This window comes from Spirochaeta lutea, assembly GCF_000758165.1.
Classification (GTDB): Bacteria; Spirochaetota; Spirochaetia; order DSM-27196; family Salinispiraceae; genus Spirochaeta_D; species Spirochaeta_D lutea.
The window spans coordinates 74,785-94,609 of sequence record NZ_JNUP01000001.1 but is presented as its reverse complement, the minus strand read 5'-3'; the positions used below and the strand labels follow the sequence as shown (position 1 = coordinate 94,609).

The window sequence follows — 19,825 nt, the reverse complement described above, 5'->3', positions numbered from 1 at the left end:
GTGCGTGGACATCAGTTCAGCGCACGAGGTTGAATTGCGGAATTCCCCGCTGTTTTTCCATTGTCTTCAAGCACCCCGTACCGATTTGCGATTCAGTCAGGAGGCAGCTATTCCCGGTAGCCGAGTTTTATGCTCCAGGCACCCTGTATACCTATAGTGAACCCAATTGTCAAACAGTTCCCTGCTCAGTTTAAAGTGGAATCCAGCACCTATGCAGCCGTTGCTGCCGTTTGAATTTAAAACGATTCATACCGCAGATCTGGTACTTCATAGTCAAGCGATTGGTGGGATCGTTTGTTGTTATAGAACCTGAAATAAGTGGCAATGCCCCGCTACATATCCCGTATTCCCTCGTATGATCTGAGGTAGATATCCTCGTACTTCAAGCTTTTCCATAGTCGTTCTACGTAGATATTGTCCCACCAGCTACCGCGTCCCTCCATACTGACCAGTATATTGCGATCTTTCAGTGCTTTCACAAATGCATATGAGGTGAATTGACTTCCCTGGTCGGTATTCAAGATGGCCGGTTCACCCTATTGGCAGAATGCTTCCTTTAAGGCTTCAAGGAAGAAATCAGTATCCATGGTCTGGGATATCTGCCAACTCAATACTGTGCGGCTATATACATCCATGATTGCGCAGAGATATACGTGGCCAGTTTCAAGTTTCAAATAGGTTATGTCAGTGGCCCATACTTGGTTCGGGTACCTGATGCGCTTATTCCTCAGAAGGTAGGGGTGAATAGCATGAGATTTACTTCTTATGCTTGTTAATTTCTTTGGTGACAATCCTTTAAGTCCAAGCTGGTACATCAACCGGCGTACTCTTTTTTCACTGGTTTGTATACCTGATTCACGCAGTTCACGCCACATCTTCCGGTAGCCATTGTAGGGAATGCGCAAGAAAGCCTCCCTTAGCGCTACTTTTTCTTCGCGATCACGGATAGGTTCGCAGCGATGTTTGTAGTAGTACGACGAACGATGAACCCCCAGCAACCGACTTTGACGTTTGATACTAAGTCTGCGGTTTTCAGGATCTATGGCTCGTAGTCTTTCCCATGTAGTTGCCAGTCCTTTTTTAGCCATTCGTTTACATACTTACTCTGCCTAAGCTGGATGTAGGGCACTTGTTCCTTCTTACGGAGGGTTTGAAGCTCTTCGTCTCGCATGTTTTTGCGTAAGAACAAGGCTGGGGCATTGGATAGAAGCTGTTTCTTCCAGGTGGAGATTTGGTTTGGATGAACCTCGTACTCCTCAGCCAGTTCCTGCAAGGTTTTTTCTTCCCTTAAAGCTTCAAGGACAACCTTGGCTTTAATCTCTTCATCGAATCTGTGTCGCATTGTCGAAACCTCCCGGGTGTTACCGGAGATTTCACCTTAACATGATTCAGAATCTGTCACGATTTATGGGCTCATTATAATACTCACCAGGACAAGAAGTTATACTTTCCCCTTCAGATAATATTCCAACGATTTTACCTGATAGTCAAACAAAGGCAGGTTTGCAAAGGTCTTTCCAAGGGTGGGTATTTTCTCAAGATTCTCAGTTAGAAGTGAATCTGATTCCTTGGATGCGTGTTTTTTTACCCGGTCCAGAATTTCAGGCACAAGATGTACAGCGTACCCTACCCGGGAGCCGCAGCTGCAGGTACTTTTCGGGTTTAAATGACTGCAGTGACCGGAAAAATAAGAAATAAGGTTTTCCCTGGCCCGGTACAGTCTGGCCTTGACGGAAGACACGGGCATTTCCAGGATACTACTGATCTGTGAATATGAAAAACCTAAGATTGCCTGCAGAATATAAACGATTCTCTGTTCATCGCTCAGTTTGAAGGTCAGAAAATAGGTACATTCACCGGTTATCTCGTTTAGCAGCTCTTTAATGAGGTATTCATCTTCCGGATTGGTTTCCCAATGCTTCACCTCTTCTGGAATAGATTTGCTGTATTCGACAGCATCTTCTTCCAGACTTGTAAAACTGCTTTTTGATACCCGTGATTTATAGCGCAGACTGGTATTTACTGCGACACGATAGATCCAGGTAGAAAGGTCTGAATCCCCACGAAACGTAATGTACTTATTATAAATCGTGTAAAGAACTTCCTGGGCAATATCTTCAGCATCCTGCGAGTTACAGGTGATACGGAAAGCGATGTTATATATACGCTTGCCGTGGGTTTCCGCAATTTTGTTGAATTCCACCTGTTTCATGTCAGGAATCTACAAAAAAAAGACCTTTTTTTCAATAAGACCATAACTTTTTCTGTTCCTATGTATCTAATTGGTTATAAAGACGTGGGAAGGAGGATTATTATGCATAAAAGAGCTTTACTCCAGCTACCTGATATTTTGAGCTTTTCAAGGCTTTTTTGGGGAGGTCTGGTCCTGGCTCTAGTGGAAACTCATAATACTGTATCGGCTTTTATTGTTTTCTGTATTGCCTGCGGGAGTGATGTTCTGGATGGGTATTTGGCAAGAAAGCTGGGAGTTAACAATAGATGGGGCTGGTTAATAGACGCGGGTTCTGATTTTGCTTTTGTTTTAACGATACTTCTGTATTTCACGGTAAAGGGAAGTGTGCCTGCTTCTTTAATAGTGATTGTAACAAGTTCTTTTTGTCTGTTTGCTAGTTCGGGACTAACCGCCAGGAGTTCGTATGACAGACTAGGGAAATACATTGGACTGATATGCTTTGTGTATTCTGGTGCACTCATTCTTGCCGCCGGAACCACACTGTGTATGGTACTTGCCGGGGTTACACAGATCTACATCTGCACTTCTTTCCTTTGTAAGACCGGTAACGCTATAAAGAATTTCAGGTTAAGAATGAATCAAGGTCAGTTATAATTTTGGAGTTTTATTATGAAGAAAATGATTTTTTTACTACTGATTCAAGCCCTTCTTTGGGCGGGATTAGTTCTTTATTTTGGTTACTCTTTAAAGGGAACAGGAGTATTTCAGCAGGTCCTGGGACCGTTAGGCGCCGGAATAAGTGGAACGCTGATCCTTTCAGGTATTATTGCTAAATCCGCGAAACCAGACAAAGAAGGCACTGAATGACCCTGCAAACAAAAGACCTGCTTTTCTATTTTTTTCTGGTCACACTGCTTTCATCCATTTTATGGTTGATTTCCGCTTTTGCTGGGGGGGAATTGCTACCTGGATTGCCTGTAAGTTCATTTATGGCTTTTCTGCCTGCTGCGGCGGCGGGGATATCCATTGCACTATTCAGGAAATCCCCAAACGTACGCAAAATAAAAGACGGGCTTTGCTTTCTGTTTTCAGTTAAAAGGAAAGCCTGGATTATTCCAGCAGTACTATTACAACCCGCTATATTTATAGCATCCTTTTTGGTTCTCCGGCTTTCGGGGGCCAGAATTCCCCTAGAGATTCACCTAAACCTCTTTTCAACCATTACTTTTTTGCTGTTCTTCCTTGCTGCTTTTACAGAAGAGCTTGGGTGGACCGGATTTGCGCTCCCACTGATGCAGGAAGGATTCGGGTGGATATTCACCGGAATTGTTCTGGGACTGTTTCATTCGTTGTGGCATTACATCCCCTTTTTTCAGGTTGGCAGAAACCTTTCCTGGATTTTTTGGCAAACAATCTTTCTTACTTCGTCGCGGATTATTATTATATGGCTCTACAATAGGTCTGGAAAAAGCATGATAATACCGGTACTGTTTCACGCTTTTATAAACATAAGCTGGCAGCTATTTCCCGTACAGGGCACATATTATAACCCGGCAGTGACCGGAAGCATCACAGCGGTTGTTGCTGCAGGCATTATCTGGTTTGAGTGGATAAAACCCAATAATGAAATATAAGTAAAAAGGAAATTAATTAAATGATAGGAACTATAGTGTGCCCAATTGTCAAACAGTTTCCTGCTTCGTTTAAAGTGGAATACACCACCCAAAAAAACCGTACTGATTCCCCACTAACTCAATGGAGTTTTCGTTTTCAGCTGCTTTCATCCATGCTACAATGAGCCAACATCCAGGCAAGGACACCATTTGCATGAACGGAAAGAAGATATTTATTGCTGTGTCAAACACATCTATTGCTTCTCAGCTTACAGCAGCCTTGGAAGAGCTGGAATACACTATCATCGGCAGGGCAGAAACCGTTCAGGATTTTATTTCTACCACCACCCTGGAAGAAATAGATCTGCTAATTCTTGATGTTGATTTTTGCGGGCCATCCCAGGGGGTCGCACTGGCCCAAGATCTCCATGACCACCTTGATCTTCCCATTGTATATGTAACCAACCGCTCGGATGAGGAACTGCGCTCTCAGGCGGAAAACAGCCACTCCTTCGGATTCATTCTGACTCCCATTAGAAAGCGGGAATTGGAATTGGTCATCCACCTAACCTTGTATAAATCCCAGCAAGAACGGGAGATGATCCAAACCAACAGCAATCTCGAACGGGAAGTCGCCAAACGGACCGAAGATTTGGTGCGGAGCGAGTTGCACTACCGCACCCTCATTACCTCCTTGCCCGATCCGGTTTTTCTTCTCGATAAAGGCTCAACCAATATCGTTGATTGTAATCCTGCGGCCGAGGCTCTCTACCGTCGGTCCAAGGAGCAGATGCTGGGAAGCTCCTTTCAGGATCTTCAGGTTGATCATTCCGTTGATTGGGGCCGATTTCTTGCTGCCGGGGGCGATCGAATCCCCTTATTCCATATCTCTGCAGATGGAACCATCTTTCCCGTCTCCCTGACCAGAACGGTTACCCAGATCGGTGACACCGAGCTCTACGTCATTGTGGTTAGAGACATCACGGAGCAGCGGGATGCAGAAAAGCGGCTCCAGCGTATGGTTGTCCAGGATTCCCTCACGGGGCTGCCCAACCGGGTGATCATGGAAGACCGGATATCCGGTGCTATTGAACGGCTCCGGATGAACCCCGATGCGGGGTATGCGGTCATCTGCGTCGGTTTAGATAATTTCTCCAGCATCAACACCATGTATGGTCATAGGGCAGGGGATTATTTCCTAAAGCGCATCGGTCTGGGCTTCGTCAGCCAGGTTAAACCCTCCGATTCGGTTGGACGGTTCGAGGGCGATCAGTACCTCATCCTCCTGGAGAACCGGAGCAGCCATAGCGAGGTGGTTTCGGCGGTCAACCGGTTACTGCTCAGCTCTGAGTCGGTTTGTTCCTTTCAGGGTAAGGAGATTCGGGTCGGTCTGAGTATCGGTGTATACCTGGGCGAGAAGTCAATCAACTCCGATGTTGCCATCGATAACGCCCATATCGCCATGCTGCGGGCCAAACAGGACGGTAAATCCTGCTTCAGGATCTTCGAACCGACCATGGTGAGTAATACCAGGCGTAAGACCATCCTCGGCATGGAGCTTGAACAAGCTATTCATGATAGTCAGATTTTCCTGGAATACCAGCCGATCCACACCATCGGTTCGGGGGAGCTCCAGGGCTTTGAGGCTCTGCTGCGGTGGTTCCATCCCCAGCGAGGACTCATTTCGCCCTCAGAATTCATTCCCATCGCGGAAGAGACGGGAAAAATCGTACCCCTGGGTCAGTGGGTATTTAAGCAGGCCTGCCTTGCCGGGGCGAGGTGGGTTGCTGAGGGCATGATGTCGCCAACCCAAACCCTTTCCATCAACATCTCCGGAAAACAATTCTACCACGATGGGTTGGTATCCTGGATCGATGAGGCCCTGGCGGAAAGCGGTTTCTCTCCCGGCCAGATAAAGATTGAGATCACTGAAACCGAGGCTATGCATAACGCCATGCATACCGTTGATATCCTCCATCAGCTGCGTCAACGCGGCATCCGCATCAGTATCGACGACTTCGGGACCGGCTTCAGCAGTCTGAGTTACCTCCAGCAATTTCCGGTAGACACTCTAAAGATTGATCTATCCTTCATACGGCGCCTCGAGAAGAATTTCACCAATATTAAAATAACCGAAACGATTATCAACCTTAGTCATACCCTCGGTCTGGATGTGATTGCCGAAGGGGTAGAAACCCTGCGTCAGTTAGATATTTTAAAGGGATTGGGATGCGATTTTGGACAGGGCTGGCTTTGGTCACATGCGCTAAAGCCTAAGGACGTAGAAATCTACCTGCAACAGGACGCAGAAATCACCCAGGCTTCTGCTTCGGATCGAGATGCGTAATAATTGGCGTCAAGAAACAAAAACGTACGGGCTGATTCTACCGCTGGGTGCCCTGCTGTATCCTCTGTTCCAACATCTTGGTCAGCAGCCTGAACCGTTCCCGGTTTTCAGGGGAAATATCCATCAGGTTTTTATGAGCAGCTAGGATGTCTTGTGGATTTTCGGTAGATTTAATTTTGCAGGAATCAAGGTGTTCAGGGAAGGAAATCATTTCTTTTGAAATAGGGATAATCTGATCGAGGCCCATGGCTGAGAGGTGATGCTCAGCCTCATCACTTGGATTTATAATTACGAGTCCTCGGCTGCCGGTCTGTTTTAACTTTTTATGCATGCCCACAATCAACCCAAGAAAGGTTGAATCCATGTAGGTGCAACATGATAGATCTATGTATATATGCGTCACTCCCCGTTCTTGGAGAATGGAAAATACCATCGATTTCAGTCCATCACAGTTGCGTGCATTAAGATTGCCCGTGCCGCGGAGGTAAAGCTCGTCATCAACGCGCTTATAACCAATTCCGTCTGACAATGTCGCACTCCTTTATTTTATCACTATACCTGTTTACACAGCTGTACTATAATCCCGATGTTATGTCTGACTCAACCCCCATGATGCAACAGTACACCCAAATCAAGTCGAAACATCGGGATGCCATTGTTTTTTTCCGTCTTGGTGACTTCTATGAAATGTTCCACAAAGATGCCCAAGAGGCAAGTAAAATACTCGGACTCACTCTTACTAAACGGAATGGCATACCCATGTGCGGGATTCCCTACCATGCATCCGGTGCCTATGTGGGCCGGTTGCTACAGGCGGGGAAAAAGATAGCCGTCTGCGAACAGACCAAACTTCCCGAGGGTGGTAAGGGAATTGCCGAGCGTGAGGTTGTGGAGGTGTTAACTCCCGGTACGGTCATGGAAGAGGACATGCTGCCCGGGGAGAATAATAATTACCTGGTCGCCCTTTCTTCCCCAGCCCCGGATTATTCCGATCCCCTGCAACAGGTCTACAGTTTCGCAGCCCTGGATGTTTCCACGGGAGAACTGTTTCTGACGAGCTACAGCGGCCCATCGGCGGCAGCGTTTTTGCGCCGGGAGATCTACCGTTACAATCCCCCCGAGATAGTCGTCCAGGAATCCATGTTGGAACAGGTGTCGGAAATCGCCCAGTATCTAAAAGACTCTCCGGAGATTCTTTTGAACCGGTATCCCGATTGGTATTTTGATTCCCGGACAGCCGCCCAGCGCCTCCGGGATCTTTTGGGGGTGGCAGGGTTACAATCCTTCGGCCTCGCACCTGATTCGCCTGAGCTTCATTCGGCAAGCGTGCTCATTGATTATGCCGAAGATGTAACCAAGCACCGGATTTCCTTTCTCCGGGAACTCCAGGTGTATAAAGAGCATGATGCAGTCAGTATTGATGAAAGCAGCCAGAAGAACCTCGAGCTCACCAGGAATATGCGGGATGGCACCCGGAAATACACCCTCCTGGACGTCATCGACCAAACCCAGACGCCCATGGGCTCCCGGCTCCTGCAGCGCTGGCTGCTGCGTCCCCTGAATAGCGCACCGGCTATCTTGGAGCGCCAGGCCAGGGTACGGGGCTTTTACCATAGCCAGCTCATCCTATCGAAGGCCGCAGAATTGTTGGGGTCCATCCGGGATTTAGACCGCCTGGCTGCAAGAATCTCCCTAGATAAGGGACATGCCAAGGATTTGCTGAGCCTCGGTACCTCCCTCTCGCTCTCCATCGAACTCCTCGATCTCCTCTCCGGTGCGAACCTGGGCGGGGGAGTGCCGGAACATAGTCGTCAGGGCTTGCAGGAGATAACCGCCCTCATTGAGAATGCAATAATTGAGAATCCTTCCATCTTGCTGACCGAAGGCCGGCTCATCCGCCCGGGTTACAGTCCCGAAGTGGACGAGATCCGATCACTGAAGGAAAACAGTCGGGAGACCCTGGAGTCCTACCTTTCCCAGGAACGGGACCAGTCGGGCATTCAGAATCTAAAACTCAAGTACAATAAGATAATCGGCTATCACCTGGAGGTTTCCAAGGGCCAGGTCTCGAAGGTGCCCGAGCATTTTATCCGTCGCCAATCCCTGGTGAATGCCGAGCGGTATACCACGGAGCGGCTGGGGGAACTGGAATCGAAGATAACCCTGGCCTCTGACAGGTTGATCGAACTGGAGCGTCAGTGTTTCATCCAGGTGCGTCAGCAGGTTCGCCAGAGGGTTCAGGACATCCTCGAGGTAAGCAAGCTCGTTGCGGAAACGGATTGCATTCAGTCCCTTGCCCGGGTCGCTACCCTGCGGGGATACGTTGCCCCGGAACTCGTCGAAGAGGTACTGCTGGATATAGAGGGGGGCCGCCATCCGGTGGTGGAGGCCCATCTGAGCCACGGGGAGTTTGTTCCAAACAGTCTCGAATTATCGTCTAAAAAGGGATCGACATCGGGTCGATTTGCCCTCATTACCGGCCCGAACATGGCCGGAAAGAGTACCTACCTCAGGCAAAATGCGCTAATTACCATCCTCGCCCAGATTGGCAGCTTCGTGCCGGCTGACAGGGCCAAAATAGGTATTTGCGACAAGGTGTTCTGCAGGGTAGGGGCGAGCGATAATCTTGCCCGGGGGGAATCAACCTTCCTTGTCGAGATGAATGAGACTGCCCTGATCCTCCGAACCGCTACCGAACGCAGCCTCATTATTATGGATGAGGTCGGGCGGGGTACCTCGACCCAGGACGGGCTTTCCATCGCCTGGGCCGTCAGTGAATACGTGCTAAACACCATCAAGGCCCGGACCCTCTTTGCAACCCACTATCACGAGCTAACCGAGCTGAGCCATCCCAACCTTCAAAATTTATCCCTCCAGGTGGATGATGAAGATGGCGAGATCGTATTTCTCCGCAGGGTAGTTCCGAAAGCCTCATCCAATTCCTACGGTATCCATGTTGCCCAGCTTGCAGGTATCCCCAGAATGGTCATCGAGCGTGCCCAGGAGTTGCTAAACCATTTCGATGTTCCTGCGTTTAATCCGGGAAAACCAGGAAAGCAGGGTTCCAAGCCCCAGAAAAGATTGTTCGATCCCCTGGAGGAGATTTCCCTGGAGTTAAAAAACATCGATATTGGGACAACTACCCCCTTGCAGGCCCTCACGATTCTAGCCCGTTTTCAGGAATCATTGAAAAAATAGGATATCGATGGGTTTCCGCCCCCAGGAGCTGGTGATTATCGGCAAAACAGGGAACGTTCCATTGGAACCTTGAAGCACGGTACCGTTTTTGCACGGTTGTATCCTATATGAGTTACCATACCTTCACGTTTTGTCTCCTTTGCGGCAGGCCGCTCTGGGGTTCCCAAGGCACGGAAGAGTGCCCTGCTGCAGTCCCACAAGGGGGGGGCGGAGGTTCTGTTCCGGGGTTGTGCCGGGAATGTACTGGCCGCATTGTCTGGAGCCCCGCCGCAACATGCCGCTGCTGTGGCAGGGAGCTGCTAAATTCAGTGGAGGACGGGGATCAACACCATTCCGAACCGAAGCGAAATCCATCCCTGCTCAATTCCGCTGGGGACGGGGAGCGCCGCTGTTTTGCGTGCCGAGAACAGAGTGCATCCCTCTATGTTCCCGAGGTGTACTCCCTGCTCCTCTACCGGGGTCTTTCCAAGGATCTGTTGGCCATAGTTAAGTTTCAAAATTACCGCCCGGCGCTCCCTCTCTGGATGTGGTTACTAGAGAGGGCAATTGAGGGGCTGCCCCCTGGTATTTCCCGGAGTGCTGATTTTATTCCGGTACCCGGGTCGACATCAGGCATCCTCAGCCGGGGATACGATCCGGTGCATTACTGCGTTCAGAGGATCTGCCGGGATTCGGGTTGGTCATTCAATCCATGCATAGCTAGGATACAGGGAAAATCGCAAAAAACCGCGGACCGGCGGACCCGTTTCAACCAGGCAAGACTGCAGTATACGCTCTCCGCCGGCAGGAAGCCTACAACCCATGAGGTTGCTGTATTAATTGATGATATTTCAACCACAGGTGCGAGTTTACGCGCATGCTCCGATCTGCTTAGATCCGCAGGGTACCTAGGAGTGTATGGCATAACCATTGCCCAGGATTGACCTTTCTTCAGTGCCGTGGTATTGTTTCCTGGACAATATATTTTCGCATGATTCAGGAGAGTCGTCGAACGGCTCTTTTTTTGTATACAAGCAAATATATTGATAGCGCGCAAAGGTTGTACACTACACCCGATATAGCGGGGATGCCCGGGTTTTGGTTCCGAGAAAGCGCCGTGAATGGGGAATGGTACAGGCTTTTGCGCACCAAGAAATGGTTTGAGCTGATCAAGAACGATGGTTTGTATGTCCGTCCGGAAATGGAAAATGAGGTGCCCCAACTATGGGAATTGAGTTGAATACCCTGTTAGATCAAGTTGCCCCCGTTGTAGAAGGCTTGGGTTTTTCGCTGGTGGAACTAAACTATGGAAATACCAAGGGAACCCACCAAACCCGGGTTATTATTTATAGCGACCAGGGTGTGGGGAGCGATGAGTGCGCTCTTGTGTACCGAACCTTACTTCCCCGATTGGAAATCATCCTGGACAGCAGAGATATTCATCTTGAAATCAGTTCTCCTGGGCTGGATCGTAAGATAAAATCCCCTCGGGAGTATGAAATTTTTACCGGTAAACAGGTTCGCCTATTGCTGAGAGATAGCCAGGATTGGATTGAGGGGACCATATCCCAGAGTAATTCTGATTCTGTCACCATTCATCAGGAAGCAGGTGAAACCACCGTGCCTTTTTCTAATATAGTAAAGGGACAACTAGATTATAAATGGGAGGTCAAGTAGTCATGGCTTCTGGATTAGCTGACGCAATTCGGCTCCTGGTACAGGATAAAGGTATCTCTGAGGAGCTCGTAAAAAAGACAATTGAGGATTTCTTGCTCGCCGCCTACAAGCGTAAGTACAATACTACCGAGAATGCTGTTGTACGATTCAGCGAGAACGGCGAGGAAGTGAGTCTCTTCGCTCGGAAGGAAATCGTTGAAGAGGTAATGGATCCCGCTCTTGAGATCGCATTGGAAGATGCTTTAAAGCTGAACGATGAATGCGAGATTGGTGATGAGCTTCTGATTGAAGTGAATCCCCAGGAGTTTGATCGCGTGGCCGTACAGAGTGCCAAGCAGAAGGCACGGCAGGACCTGCGGGAGATTCAAAAAGATACCCTCTACTCCGAGTATAAAGATAAGGTCGGAGAAATGATCATCGGGTATTATCAGCGCGAACGCAACGGTAATATTTTTGTGGATCTCGGCAAAATTGAAGGACTCCTTCCCCGAAGATTTCAATCCCCCCGGGAGAGTTACAGGCCCAACGATCGGATCAGAGCCTATATTCACGAGGTGACCAAGGCCCAGACCGGGCTGCAGATAATTTTATCCCGAACACACCCCGAGTTCGTCAGGAAGATCTTTGAACTTGAGGTTCCCGAAATCTATGATGGAACCGTTGAAATATTCAAAATCGTCCGCGAGCCCGGGTATCGGACCAAGTTGGCGGTCTATGCGAACCGCGGGGATGTAGATCCTGTCGGCGCCTGTGTTGGTCTCAAGGGGGTGCGTATTCAGTCGATCGTTCGTGAGTTAGAAGGCGAAAAAATTGATATCCTGAAATACGACACCGATCCCCGGAACTTCATTAAAAATGCTCTCAGCCCCGCCCAGGTTTCCCAGGTGATTATCCTGGATGAACCTAAGCGGAATGTTCTGGCTATTGTACCTGACGATCAATTAAGTCTGGCTATTGGAAAGCAAGGATTGAACGTCCGTCTTGCAAATCGCTTAGTGGATTGGAATATTGACGTTAAAACCGAAGCCCAATTTGCTGAAATGGATATTTCCAATATTACCAAGGCTGCGGTGAACAACCTGTTCAGTGATATCGAAGAGGACGAGGAGATCGAACGAGTAGGTGAGCTTCCTGGTATTCCCGACCGAATCGTCGCTACCCTGGCCAAGGATAATATTGAGTACATCGAGGACCTTGTTTCCCTATCCGAGGAACAGCTGGCTGAGCTTCCAGGCCTTGATCAAGACGACATTGATTTACTACGGAAAACAATTGAGGAAAATCTCGAGATTGTCGAGGACGAGGTCTTTGCTCCTGCTGAAGAGCAGCCTGCTGAGGATCTGGAGGATGAATATGATGAACCGTCCGGCGAAGGTGAAGAAGCCGAGGACGATGAAACCCAGGTGCTTGAAGAGAATGAAAAAGACGCGTACTATGGTGACGATGATTTTGTTGAGTATGAAGAGGATGATGAAACCCTCATCAGCGAGCTGCCCGGAGTACCTGAAACAGCCATAAAGGCGTTAGGTGATTATGGAATTACAACAATCGTTGATTTCCTATCGAGGAATGACGACGAGCTCGCCGGTATCCCCGGGTTGGATTCTTCGGAGCTGGATACCGTTCAACGGGTAATTGCTGAGAATGTGGAAATAATTGAAGAAGAGGATGAAGAATGATGCCCATCCTCAGGTGACGAGAAATAGGTAAAGATTTTTATAAAGGTGGATTATGTCTGACGACCAGAATACTGAGAAGAGCGAACAAAAGCCTAAGGCAACTCTCATAAAGCATCGTAAGGATGATGAAGCAACCTCCCCTCAGGACAAAACTTCTTCCGATAGCCGGAAGCGGGTTGTTAAGAAGAAAGTTGTAATTAAGAAGAAGGTTCATACGGACCATGAAGAACGCGAAGGGCAGGCGAAGCCTGTCAAGCGGGACACTGAGGCCTCCCAGGAGAGAGGTGAAGAGACTAAGACGCCCCCGAAGGAGGCGAAGTCTGCTTCAAGTCAACCTTCGAGCGGAAGTCAGACAAAGCCTAATCCTGAAAAAGCTCCGCGAAAGACCACACCCGATGCAAAGCCCGGAGAGAATCGACCGCGCGCCGCAGGACCCCGTCAAGCCGGTAATCTGGCTCGAAAACAGGGCAATTTGGCTGGCCGGGACACCTCATCCGGTAAGCGCTCCTATCCCACCAAGGCAGGGATCGTCGGCGGACGGTATGTAGGTCCCGACCGTAATTCCGGCCCAGGTAGAGGCCAGCAGGGAGGACCGGGAGGTCCTGGTGGAGACCGGAACAGACCTCCCCGGCCCCCTCAGCGGAATTTCCGCCCCGGCGGCCCCGGTGGAAGACCCGGCAGCACGCCTCCGCCCCCGGATGCAGCACCGGAAGAAAAGAAGGCTTCAAGCAAAAAGTTCTTTAAGGCAAAAAAGAAGGATAATTTCCAGAAGAGGGATCGTCATCAGGAAAAAGAGATCCACTTTAAGTCTAAGAAGCCAAAGATAAAAACTAACCCCGTACCCAAAGAAGTTTCCATCATGGAAGTCATAACGGTTAGTGAGCTCGCAAAGAAGATGAATCTTAAGGCCTCTGATCTTATTGCCAAACTCATGGCCATGGGCATGATGGTAACCATCAACCAGCAGATCGATGCAGATACTGCCCAGATCCTGGCCGCTGAGTATGACTGTAAGGTCAATATCGTATCCCTGTATGATGAGACCCTGATCGAATCTCCCAAGGATACCGAAGCGGATTTGGAGCATAGGCCCCCCATCGTTACCGTTATGGGTCACGTCGACCATGGTAAAACCAAGCTGCTGGATGCGATTCGGAAGACAAACGTTGTCAACGATGAAGCCGGCGGTATTACCCAGCACATCGGTGCGTACCAGGTGGAGACCTCCCGCGGAAAGGTAACCTTTATCGATACTCCCGGACACGAAGCCTTTACGCTGATGAGGGCCAGGGGAGCGCAGGTGACCGATATTGTCATCCTGGTTGTAGCGGCCAACGACGGGGTAATGCCCCAAACCTTGGAGGCCATCAGCCATGCAAAGGATGCGAAGGTCCCTATTATCATTGCTATCAATAAGGTTGATCTTCCCGAAGCGAACATCGACCGGGTAAAACAGCAGCTGGCTGACCGCGGATTGCTTACCGAGGACTGGGGTGGTGATGTTATGAGCTGCCCGATTTCAGCCCTTAAGGGTGAGGGAATCAATGAGCTGCTTGATGCGGTTCTGCTCCAGGCTGAGGTCATGGAACTCAAAGCCAACTATAAGGGTGTAGCCGAGGGTAAGGTGATTGAAAGCCGCATTGACCAGGGACGCGGTACCGTTTCGACGGTGCTCATTGAGCGGGGATGTCTGAAGGTTGGCGACAGCTTTGTTGCCGGCGTATATCCCGGTAAGGTCCGGGCGATGTTCAATGATCGCGGTCAAAAGGTTGACGAAGCGGGCCCAAGTATGCCTGTTGAGATCCTTGGATTTACCGGCATCCCCGAGGCGGGTGTCCCCTTCCAGGTAACGGAATCCGACCGAATGGCCCGTCAGGTTGGTGAAAAAAGGCAAGAACTGCAGAAGGTTGAAAACGCTAAGAACGTTAAGAAAATAACCCTGGATAACCTCTACGATTCAATTCAGCAGGGAGAGATTCAGGAGCTTAAGGTAATCATCAAGGGTGATGTTCACGGCTCCGTAGAAGCCATCCAATCCGCCCTGGAAAAACTGAGTACCCAGGAAATTCACCTTGTGGTAGTGCAGGCCGCCGCTGGAGCGATTAACGAACGGGACATCATGCTTGCTGCTGCTTCAAACGCTATTATCATCGGGTTCCACGTCCGTCCGACGCCCAAGGCCCAGGCCTTTGCTGATCAAGAAAAGGTAGAGATCCGAAAATACAGTATCATCTACGATGTTGTTGAGGATATCCGCCAGGCAATGGAAGGAATGCTATCGCCCGAGCTCAGAGAAGAGCAGATTGGTACCGTCGAGGTTCGAGAGACCTTCAAGGTTCCGAAGCAGGGTGTGATAGCCGGTTCCTACGTGACCAACGGTGAGGTTCGGCGAAATGCTCAGGTTCATCTTATCCGTGACGGTATCGAAATCTTCACCGGCCCCATAGTCTCACTGCGCCGCTTTAAAGATGACGCGAAAGAGGTTAAGGCTGGCTTTGAGTGTGGTATCGGTCTTGAGAACTGGATCGATATACAGACCGGGGACACCATGGAAGTCTTTGTCATGAAGGAAGTTGCCAAGAAGCTCGGTCCAACGCTGGAAGAGATTAAGAAGAGTTCGGAGAAAAAGAAGAAATGAGCTCCATCCGTCAAACTCGGGTTGAAAAATTGATTCTCCAGATAGTGAGCGGATACATAATGAGGGGTGAGATCAAGGATCCACGTGTGGGTTCCTTGCTCACCCTAGTTTCGTGCAAGGTATCAAAAGACCTAGCGTATGCGGAAATCGGAGTCTCGGGATACATGGATCAGCAACACCTGCAAAAGGGAGTCGATGGACTTAACCATGCTGCTGGATTCATTCAGTCCGGATTAGGACGAGAGTTGAAAACCCGGAACACCCCGAAGCTTCGGTTTACCGTGGAGGCTGGCATTCAGGAAGGATTCGAGCTGACGAAAAAACTTGAATCCCTCGTGAGCCATGATGAAGATGAAGAATTCCAAGCACCCCCAGCCGGCCCTGATTCTACTCAATAAGCCCCCAGGGATAACCTCTTTTAAAGCCCTCTCATCGGTAAAACGGGTCTTGTCCACCACCAAGGTCGGTCATTGCGGCACCTTAGATAAATTCGCCTCGGGCTTGTTGATCGTCTTGGTGGGTAAGGCTACGAAGATGGTTCCCCTCTTTACCGGGCAGGATAAAACCTACCACGGAACTCTCCACTTCGGCAGTCAGACCGATACCCTTGATCCCGAGGGCAGGGTTGAAAAAACCTGCCCCTTGCCCGACCAGCAGGAGGCCCGGGATGCGGCTCTTTCCTTTATCGGCGAGTACGCCCAGGTTCCTCCTGTGTTCTCGGCGATTCACATCAAGGGGAAACGAGCATACCAGCGGCAACTCCAAGGAGAGGAAGTTACCATGCCCGCCCGACAGGTTACCATCAGAGATCTGAAGATCGTAAATCAAGGGAGTGATTTTCTTGAGTTTCAGGTAACCTGTTCTAAGGGTACCTATATACGATCCCTTGCTCGGGATATTGCCCAACGTTGCGGCTCCTGCGCCACCCTCACCCGATTGCATCGCCAATCCATCGGTTCGTTTTCGGTTGATGCAGCCGCCGGTCCGGAGGACTTCGCGGAATCCCCGGGGTATCTTACGGGGTTGTCCTTTATTAACGCTATTCCCGGAGCCGGATATATGGAAATCAGCCCTGAAGAGCAGGGGTTGGTTCAACAGGGCATCCTGGCGGAGACCCTTCTAACCAGGGTTGCTAGGTCATCCCACCAGGGGAGTATCCTATTTTTAATAGATTCCCGGGAACACATCATTGCTTCCCTGGATGCTTCGGGCAGTCAAATCACCTTTAATTGGGTACAGCCCACAGATCCTGCAGATTCCCCGGCGTACTGACTATGGAAATACTTCACTATGACCAATTACACCCCGAACTGTTCCCTGACGACTATAGAATAGCAGCCACTATGGGCGTTTTTGACGGGGTTCATCGGGGTCACCGGACTCTCATCCATCGCGCAAAGTACCTGGCCGAAACCCGGGGAGGACATCCCTGGGCCATAACCTTCATAGAAAACCCCGGAAGGGTCCTCGATCCGGGGCAGTTTCTCGGATCCATTTCTAGTCTCAACCAGAAGCTCACCCTCTTGGAAGCGGAGGGTCTGGAAGGGATTCTGCTGGTTCCATTCAGCCATAAGCTTCGGCATACCGGGGCTGAGGAGTTTATGAACACCCTTTCGAAGCTCCTCAGACTGGATTCCTTTACCATAGGGGAGAATTTTAAGCTGGGGGTCTTCCCTGGAATGACGGGAAAGGAGCTTTCCGGCCAATTTCCTTGGGTTGACATCCTCCCATTGGCGTACCATAATGACGAGCCTATAAGCAGCACTCGAATCAGAAAGGCTGTACGAAATGCCTCTATATCAGAGGCAAATAACCTACTAGGGCATTGTTATACCGTTGATCTGCGCGGAATCCCCCTCCTTCGCCACGGGGATGAAACCCAGATTTACCATGAAATGGTATCCCAGGTTCTGCCCCAGCGGGGTGAGCATTGTGTTACAATGGTTCACCGTGATGGGGCACGAGTCCAGGGGATGGTTACATGCCGTGATTCAGGGCTGGTGTGGCAGAGCGATGAACTGGAGAGCCAGATCGCCTTTATTGAATTCGACGATACATACATTAATTAGGACAGAAGGAGAATTGTACATGTCCGTGACAAAAGAAGAAATTGCAGGAATTGTTGAAAAGTTCGGTACATCAGCGACTGATACCGGCAAGACTGAGGTGCAGGTTGCTCTATTAACCAAGAGGATTACCGATCTGACCGAGCATTTGAAGACCCACAAGAAGGATCATAGCTCCCGACGCGGATTGCTTAAGCTGGTTGGTCAGCGACGACGGCTGCTAAAGTATCTGAAGGGTAAGAATCTTGAGGCGTACCGTGAATTGATTTCCTCCCTCAATCTAAGAAAATAAGCGTTAAAACAGGGAAGGAGATCCTATGCAAACAATAACTCTTGCTATCGGAGAAGAGACGTTAACCCTTGAAACTGGGCGGATGGCAAAACAGGCAAACGGTGCGGTTTTCGCAACCTATGGCGGTTCGGCTGTGTTGGCAACGGCATGCTGTGGATCTCGCCCTGTGGATGATCTGGATTACGTACCGCTGACTGTGGAATACAACGAAAAGTACTACGCTGCCGGTAAGATCCCCGGCGGTTTTCTGAAACGTGAAGCTCGTCCGAAGGATAAAGAAATTCTTGTTTCCCGCTTGATCGACAGGCCCATGAGACCCCTCTTTGATAAGGCCTTTAAGCGGGAAATCCAGGTTGTTCCCACGGTTGTTTCCACCGATCAGATAAATCCGCCGGATGTGATTGCTATCGTTGCGGCCTCTGCCGCGGTACATATCTCCGACATCCCCTTCGATGGCCCCATCGGAGCCGTTCGGGTTTGTTATGTTGACGGGCACCATGTGGTGAACCCAACCTTTGATCAAATCACGCGTAGTGAACTGGATATCACCATTGCCGGTTCGGCCGAGGGTGTTACCATGGTTGAAGGGGGCGCCCATCAGGTCTCCGAGGCCTTGATGCTTGAAGCCATCGAGGTCGGTCATGCAGCAATCGTGACCATCTGCGAGGCTCAGGAAGAGTTGCGCCGCCTCATCGGCAAAGAGAAGCTCCCATTGGCCGAACAAAAGGCTGAAATAGAGTTCAAAGCCGAGGTATACGATAAGTATTACGCTGCCATCGAAGAAGCTTGTTTCGTTAAGGGCAAGTTTGAACGGTATGCAGCCATCAATGCAGTGGTAACCCAGGCAACTGAAGAGTTTGCTGACCGTATTACCGAAGAGAATGCAAAGCAGTTTAAGGCGATCTTCGGCGATATGGAGTACGAAATTCTCCGGAAGAGCATCATCAATGAAAAGAAACGGGTTGATGGCCGGAGTCCTGAGGACATCAGGCCGATAACCTGCGAAATTGATGTACTTCCCAGGGTTCATGGATCAGCCCTTTTTACCCGGGGCGAAACCCAGGCGCTGGCAGTAACCACCCTTGGAACCGTTTATGACGAGCAGATTATGGACGACATTGACGGCGACCGACGGGAAAACTTCATGCTCCATTATAACTTCCCGCCCTACAGTGTCGGGGAGACCGGTCGACTGGGAACGGGCCGCCGGGAAATCGGACATGGCCACCTTGCCCATCGGGCTTTGCACGGCGTTTTACCGGAGAAGGGTAGCTTCCCGTACACTATTCGTATTGTTTCCGAGGTACTGGAATCGAATGGTTCCTCCTCCATGGCCACGGTTTGCGGTGGAAGCCTCGCGCTTCTCAACTCGGGTGTTCCTATTAAAAAGCCGGTAGCAGGAATCGCCATGGGACTCATCTCCGAGGGTGATTCAGCCGTTGTGCTCTCAGATATTCTCGGTGAAGAGGACCATCTCGGAGATATGGACTTTAAGGTCGCTGGAACCGAAGACGGAATAACCGCCTTCCAGATGGACATTAAGATCAAAAACGTATCTCCCGAGATCATGAAGGCCGCCTTGGAGCAAGCCAGGAAGGGGCGTATGCATATTCTTGGTATTATGAACCAGGTTATTGCCAAGCCCATGGCCGAGCTATCCCAGTATGCTCCGCGGATTATTACCTTCAAGGTTGATCCGGAGAAAATCGGTATTCTGATTGGACCTTCCGGTAAGACAATCAAGAGTATAAATGAGAAATACGGGGTAGAAACCAATATTGATAATGATGGGTCAGTGACTATCTACTGTAAGAATGCCCAGAAGGCTGAGCAAGCCAAGGATAGCTTCCTTGCCCTGCTGCAGGAGCCGGAAATTGGAAAGGTCTATGACGGTGTAGTCCGGCGGATTGTAGACTTCGGTGCCTTCATCGAATTCCTCCCAGGGAAAGAGGGACTCTGCCATATAAGTAAGATGGCAAAACGGAGAATCAACTCCGTGAATGATGTCCTTGAACTCAATCAGCAGGTACCGGTAAGACTTATCGAAATCGATAAGATGGGTCGTGTAAACCTGGCCCTGGTTCTTGATGACGAGGATGGCGGCGCCATGGATCGACCACGGCGATAGCCTGCGAGGTTTAT

18 protein-coding genes are annotated in these 19,825 nt (G+C 49.9%); 14 read left to right on the top strand and 4 right to left on the bottom strand.

Annotated elements, in window-relative coordinates; genetic code table 11:
• Nucleotides 1-536 precede the first annotated feature (536 nt).
• From DC28_RS16050 to DC28_RS00460, 3 genes are all read right to left on the bottom strand, one after another.
• Nucleotides 537-1,088 carry a DDE-type integrase/transposase/recombinase gene (locus DC28_RS16050; protein WP_081941736.1) on the bottom strand — a complete coding sequence of 184 codons (552 nt, stop codon included), beginning with the start codon at nt 1,086-1,088 and terminating at the stop codon, nt 537-539.
• Nucleotides 1,040-1,342: a transposase gene (locus DC28_RS16815; RefSeq protein WP_037544500.1), complete on the bottom strand. Its 303-nt coding sequence runs from the start codon at nt 1,340-1,342 to the stop codon at nt 1,040-1,042. The genes DC28_RS16050 and DC28_RS16815 overlap by 49 nt, the downstream gene beginning before the upstream one ends.
• Before the next feature lie 99 nt (nt 1,343-1,441).
• Nucleotides 1,442-2,212 (bottom strand): RNA polymerase sigma factor, encoded by a 771-nt coding sequence (locus tag DC28_RS00460; protein WP_037544499.1) that lies wholly within the window; start codon nt 2,210-2,212, stop codon nt 1,442-1,444.
• 102 nt (nt 2,213-2,314) lie between these two features.
• On the opposite strand from DC28_RS00460, the gene DC28_RS00455 reads away from it, so the two are divergent.
• From DC28_RS00455 to DC28_RS15000, 4 genes are all read left to right on the top strand, one after another.
• Nucleotides 2,315-2,848 (top strand): CDP-alcohol phosphatidyltransferase family protein, encoded by a 534-nt coding sequence (locus DC28_RS00455; RefSeq protein WP_037544497.1) that lies wholly within the window; start codon nt 2,315-2,317, stop codon nt 2,846-2,848.
• 15 nt (nt 2,849-2,863) lie between these two features.
• A complete protein-coding gene (locus DC28_RS00450; RefSeq protein WP_037544496.1) occupies nt 2,864-3,061 on the top strand; it encodes a hypothetical protein in 198 nt (65 codons plus the stop codon).
• Entirely contained in the window at nt 3,058-3,828 is a 771-nt protein-coding gene (locus DC28_RS00445; protein ID WP_052078269.1) for a CPBP family intramembrane glutamic endopeptidase, read from the top strand. Before DC28_RS00450 ends, DC28_RS00445 begins: the two co-directional genes overlap by 4 nt.
• Before the next feature lie 220 nt (nt 3,829-4,048).
• On the top strand, nt 4,049-6,154 hold the full coding sequence (locus DC28_RS15000; RefSeq protein ID WP_238565734.1) for a putative bifunctional diguanylate cyclase/phosphodiesterase: 2,106 nt from the start codon (nt 4,049-4,051) through the stop codon (nt 6,152-6,154).
• A gap of 37 nt (nt 6,155-6,191) precedes the next feature.
• On the opposite strand, the gene DC28_RS00435 is transcribed toward DC28_RS15000, so the two are convergent.
• Complete coding sequence (locus DC28_RS00435; RefSeq protein WP_037544494.1) at nt 6,192-6,683, bottom strand: STAS domain-containing protein; 492 nt, start codon at nt 6,681-6,683, stop codon at nt 6,192-6,194.
• Between the two features lie 62 nt (nt 6,684-6,745).
• Here DC28_RS00435 and mutS point away from each other — a divergent pair, with 62 nt between their 5' ends.
• The 10 genes from mutS (at nt 6,746) to pnp (ending at nt 19,811) form a co-directional block, all read left to right on the top strand.
• Nucleotides 6,746-9,352 (top strand): DNA mismatch repair protein MutS, encoded by a 2,607-nt coding sequence (mutS, locus tag DC28_RS00430; protein WP_037544548.1) that lies wholly within the window; start codon nt 6,746-6,748, stop codon nt 9,350-9,352.
• A gap of 308 nt (nt 9,353-9,660) precedes the next feature.
• Nucleotides 9,661-10,275, top strand: a complete 615-nt coding sequence (locus DC28_RS00425) for a ComF family protein (protein WP_037544492.1) — start codon at nt 9,661-9,663, stop codon at nt 10,273-10,275.
• A 280-nt stretch (nt 10,276-10,555) separates the two neighbouring features.
• Nucleotides 10,556-11,008, top strand: a complete 453-nt coding sequence (locus tag DC28_RS00415; RefSeq protein ID WP_052078267.1) for a ribosome maturation factor — start codon at nt 10,556-10,558, stop codon at nt 11,006-11,008.
• A gap of 2 nt (nt 11,009-11,010) precedes the next feature.
• Complete coding sequence (nusA, locus tag DC28_RS00410) at nt 11,011-12,687, top strand: transcription termination factor NusA (RefSeq protein ID WP_037544489.1); 1,677 nt, start codon at nt 11,011-11,013, stop codon at nt 12,685-12,687.
• A 52-nt stretch (nt 12,688-12,739) separates the two neighbouring features.
• Nucleotides 12,740-15,325, top strand: a complete 2,586-nt coding sequence (infB, locus tag DC28_RS00405) for a translation initiation factor IF-2 (RefSeq protein WP_037544487.1) — start codon at nt 12,740-12,742, stop codon at nt 15,323-15,325.
• A complete protein-coding gene (rbfA, locus tag DC28_RS00400; RefSeq protein ID WP_037544485.1) occupies nt 15,322-15,723 on the top strand; it encodes a 30S ribosome-binding factor RbfA in 402 nt (133 codons plus the stop codon). Before infB ends, rbfA begins: the two co-directional genes overlap by 4 nt.
• Nucleotides 15,677-16,597, top strand: coding sequence for a tRNA pseudouridine(55) synthase TruB (truB, locus tag DC28_RS00395; protein ID WP_052078266.1), 921 nt, complete (start codon nt 15,677-15,679; stop codon nt 16,595-16,597). Before rbfA ends, truB begins: the two co-directional genes overlap by 47 nt.
• Before the next feature lie 2 nt (nt 16,598-16,599).
• Nucleotides 16,600-17,394, top strand: a complete 795-nt coding sequence (locus DC28_RS00390; RefSeq protein WP_037544483.1) for a nucleotidyl transferase family protein — start codon at nt 16,600-16,602, stop codon at nt 17,392-17,394.
• 19 nt (nt 17,395-17,413) lie between these two features.
• A complete protein-coding gene (rpsO, locus tag DC28_RS00385; protein ID WP_037544481.1) occupies nt 17,414-17,683 on the top strand; it encodes a 30S ribosomal protein S15 in 270 nt (89 codons plus the stop codon).
• 25 nt (nt 17,684-17,708) lie between these two features.
• The gene (pnp, locus tag DC28_RS00380; RefSeq protein ID WP_037544479.1) at nt 17,709-19,811 is read left to right on the top strand and encodes a polyribonucleotide nucleotidyltransferase; all 2,103 of its coding nucleotides are present in this window, start codon (nt 17,709-17,711) and stop codon (nt 19,809-19,811) included.
• Nucleotides 19,812-19,825 lie beyond the last annotated feature (14 nt).

Bases quoted from the DNA above. Each gene is read 5' to 3' on its own strand.
- DC28_RS16050 (WP_081941736.1), bottom strand. From the start codon at position 1,088: ATGGCTAAAAAAGGACTGGCAACTACATGGGAAAGACTACGAGCCATA.
- DC28_RS16815 (WP_037544500.1), bottom strand. From the start codon at position 1,342: ATGCGACACAGATTCGATGAAGAGATTAAAGCCAAGGTTGTCCTTGAA.
- DC28_RS00460 (WP_037544499.1), bottom strand. From the start codon at position 2,212: ATGAAACAGGTGGAATTCAACAAAATTGCGGAAACCCACGGCAAGCGT.
- DC28_RS00455 (WP_037544497.1), top strand. From the start codon at position 2,315: ATGCATAAAAGAGCTTTACTCCAGCTACCTGATATTTTGAGCTTTTCA.
- DC28_RS00450 (WP_037544496.1), top strand. From the start codon at position 2,864: ATGAAGAAAATGATTTTTTTACTACTGATTCAAGCCCTTCTTTGGGCG.
- DC28_RS00445 (WP_052078269.1), top strand. From the start codon at position 3,058: ATGACCCTGCAAACAAAAGACCTGCTTTTCTATTTTTTTCTGGTCACA.
- mutS (WP_037544548.1), top strand. From the start codon at position 6,746: ATGTCTGACTCAACCCCCATGATGCAACAGTACACCCAAATCAAGTCG.
- DC28_RS00415 (WP_052078267.1), top strand. From the start codon at position 10,556: ATGGGAATTGAGTTGAATACCCTGTTAGATCAAGTTGCCCCCGTTGTA.
- nusA (WP_037544489.1), top strand. From the start codon at position 11,011: ATGGCTTCTGGATTAGCTGACGCAATTCGGCTCCTGGTACAGGATAAA.
- infB (WP_037544487.1), top strand. From the start codon at position 12,740: ATGTCTGACGACCAGAATACTGAGAAGAGCGAACAAAAGCCTAAGGCA.
- rbfA (WP_037544485.1), top strand. From the start codon at position 15,322: ATGAGCTCCATCCGTCAAACTCGGGTTGAAAAATTGATTCTCCAGATA.
- truB (WP_052078266.1), top strand. From the start codon at position 15,677: ATGAAGAATTCCAAGCACCCCCAGCCGGCCCTGATTCTACTCAATAAG.
- DC28_RS00390 (WP_037544483.1), top strand. From the start codon at position 16,600: ATGGAAATACTTCACTATGACCAATTACACCCCGAACTGTTCCCTGAC.
- rpsO (WP_037544481.1), top strand. From the start codon at position 17,414: ATGTCCGTGACAAAAGAAGAAATTGCAGGAATTGTTGAAAAGTTCGGT.
- pnp (WP_037544479.1), top strand. From the start codon at position 17,709: ATGCAAACAATAACTCTTGCTATCGGAGAAGAGACGTTAACCCTTGAA.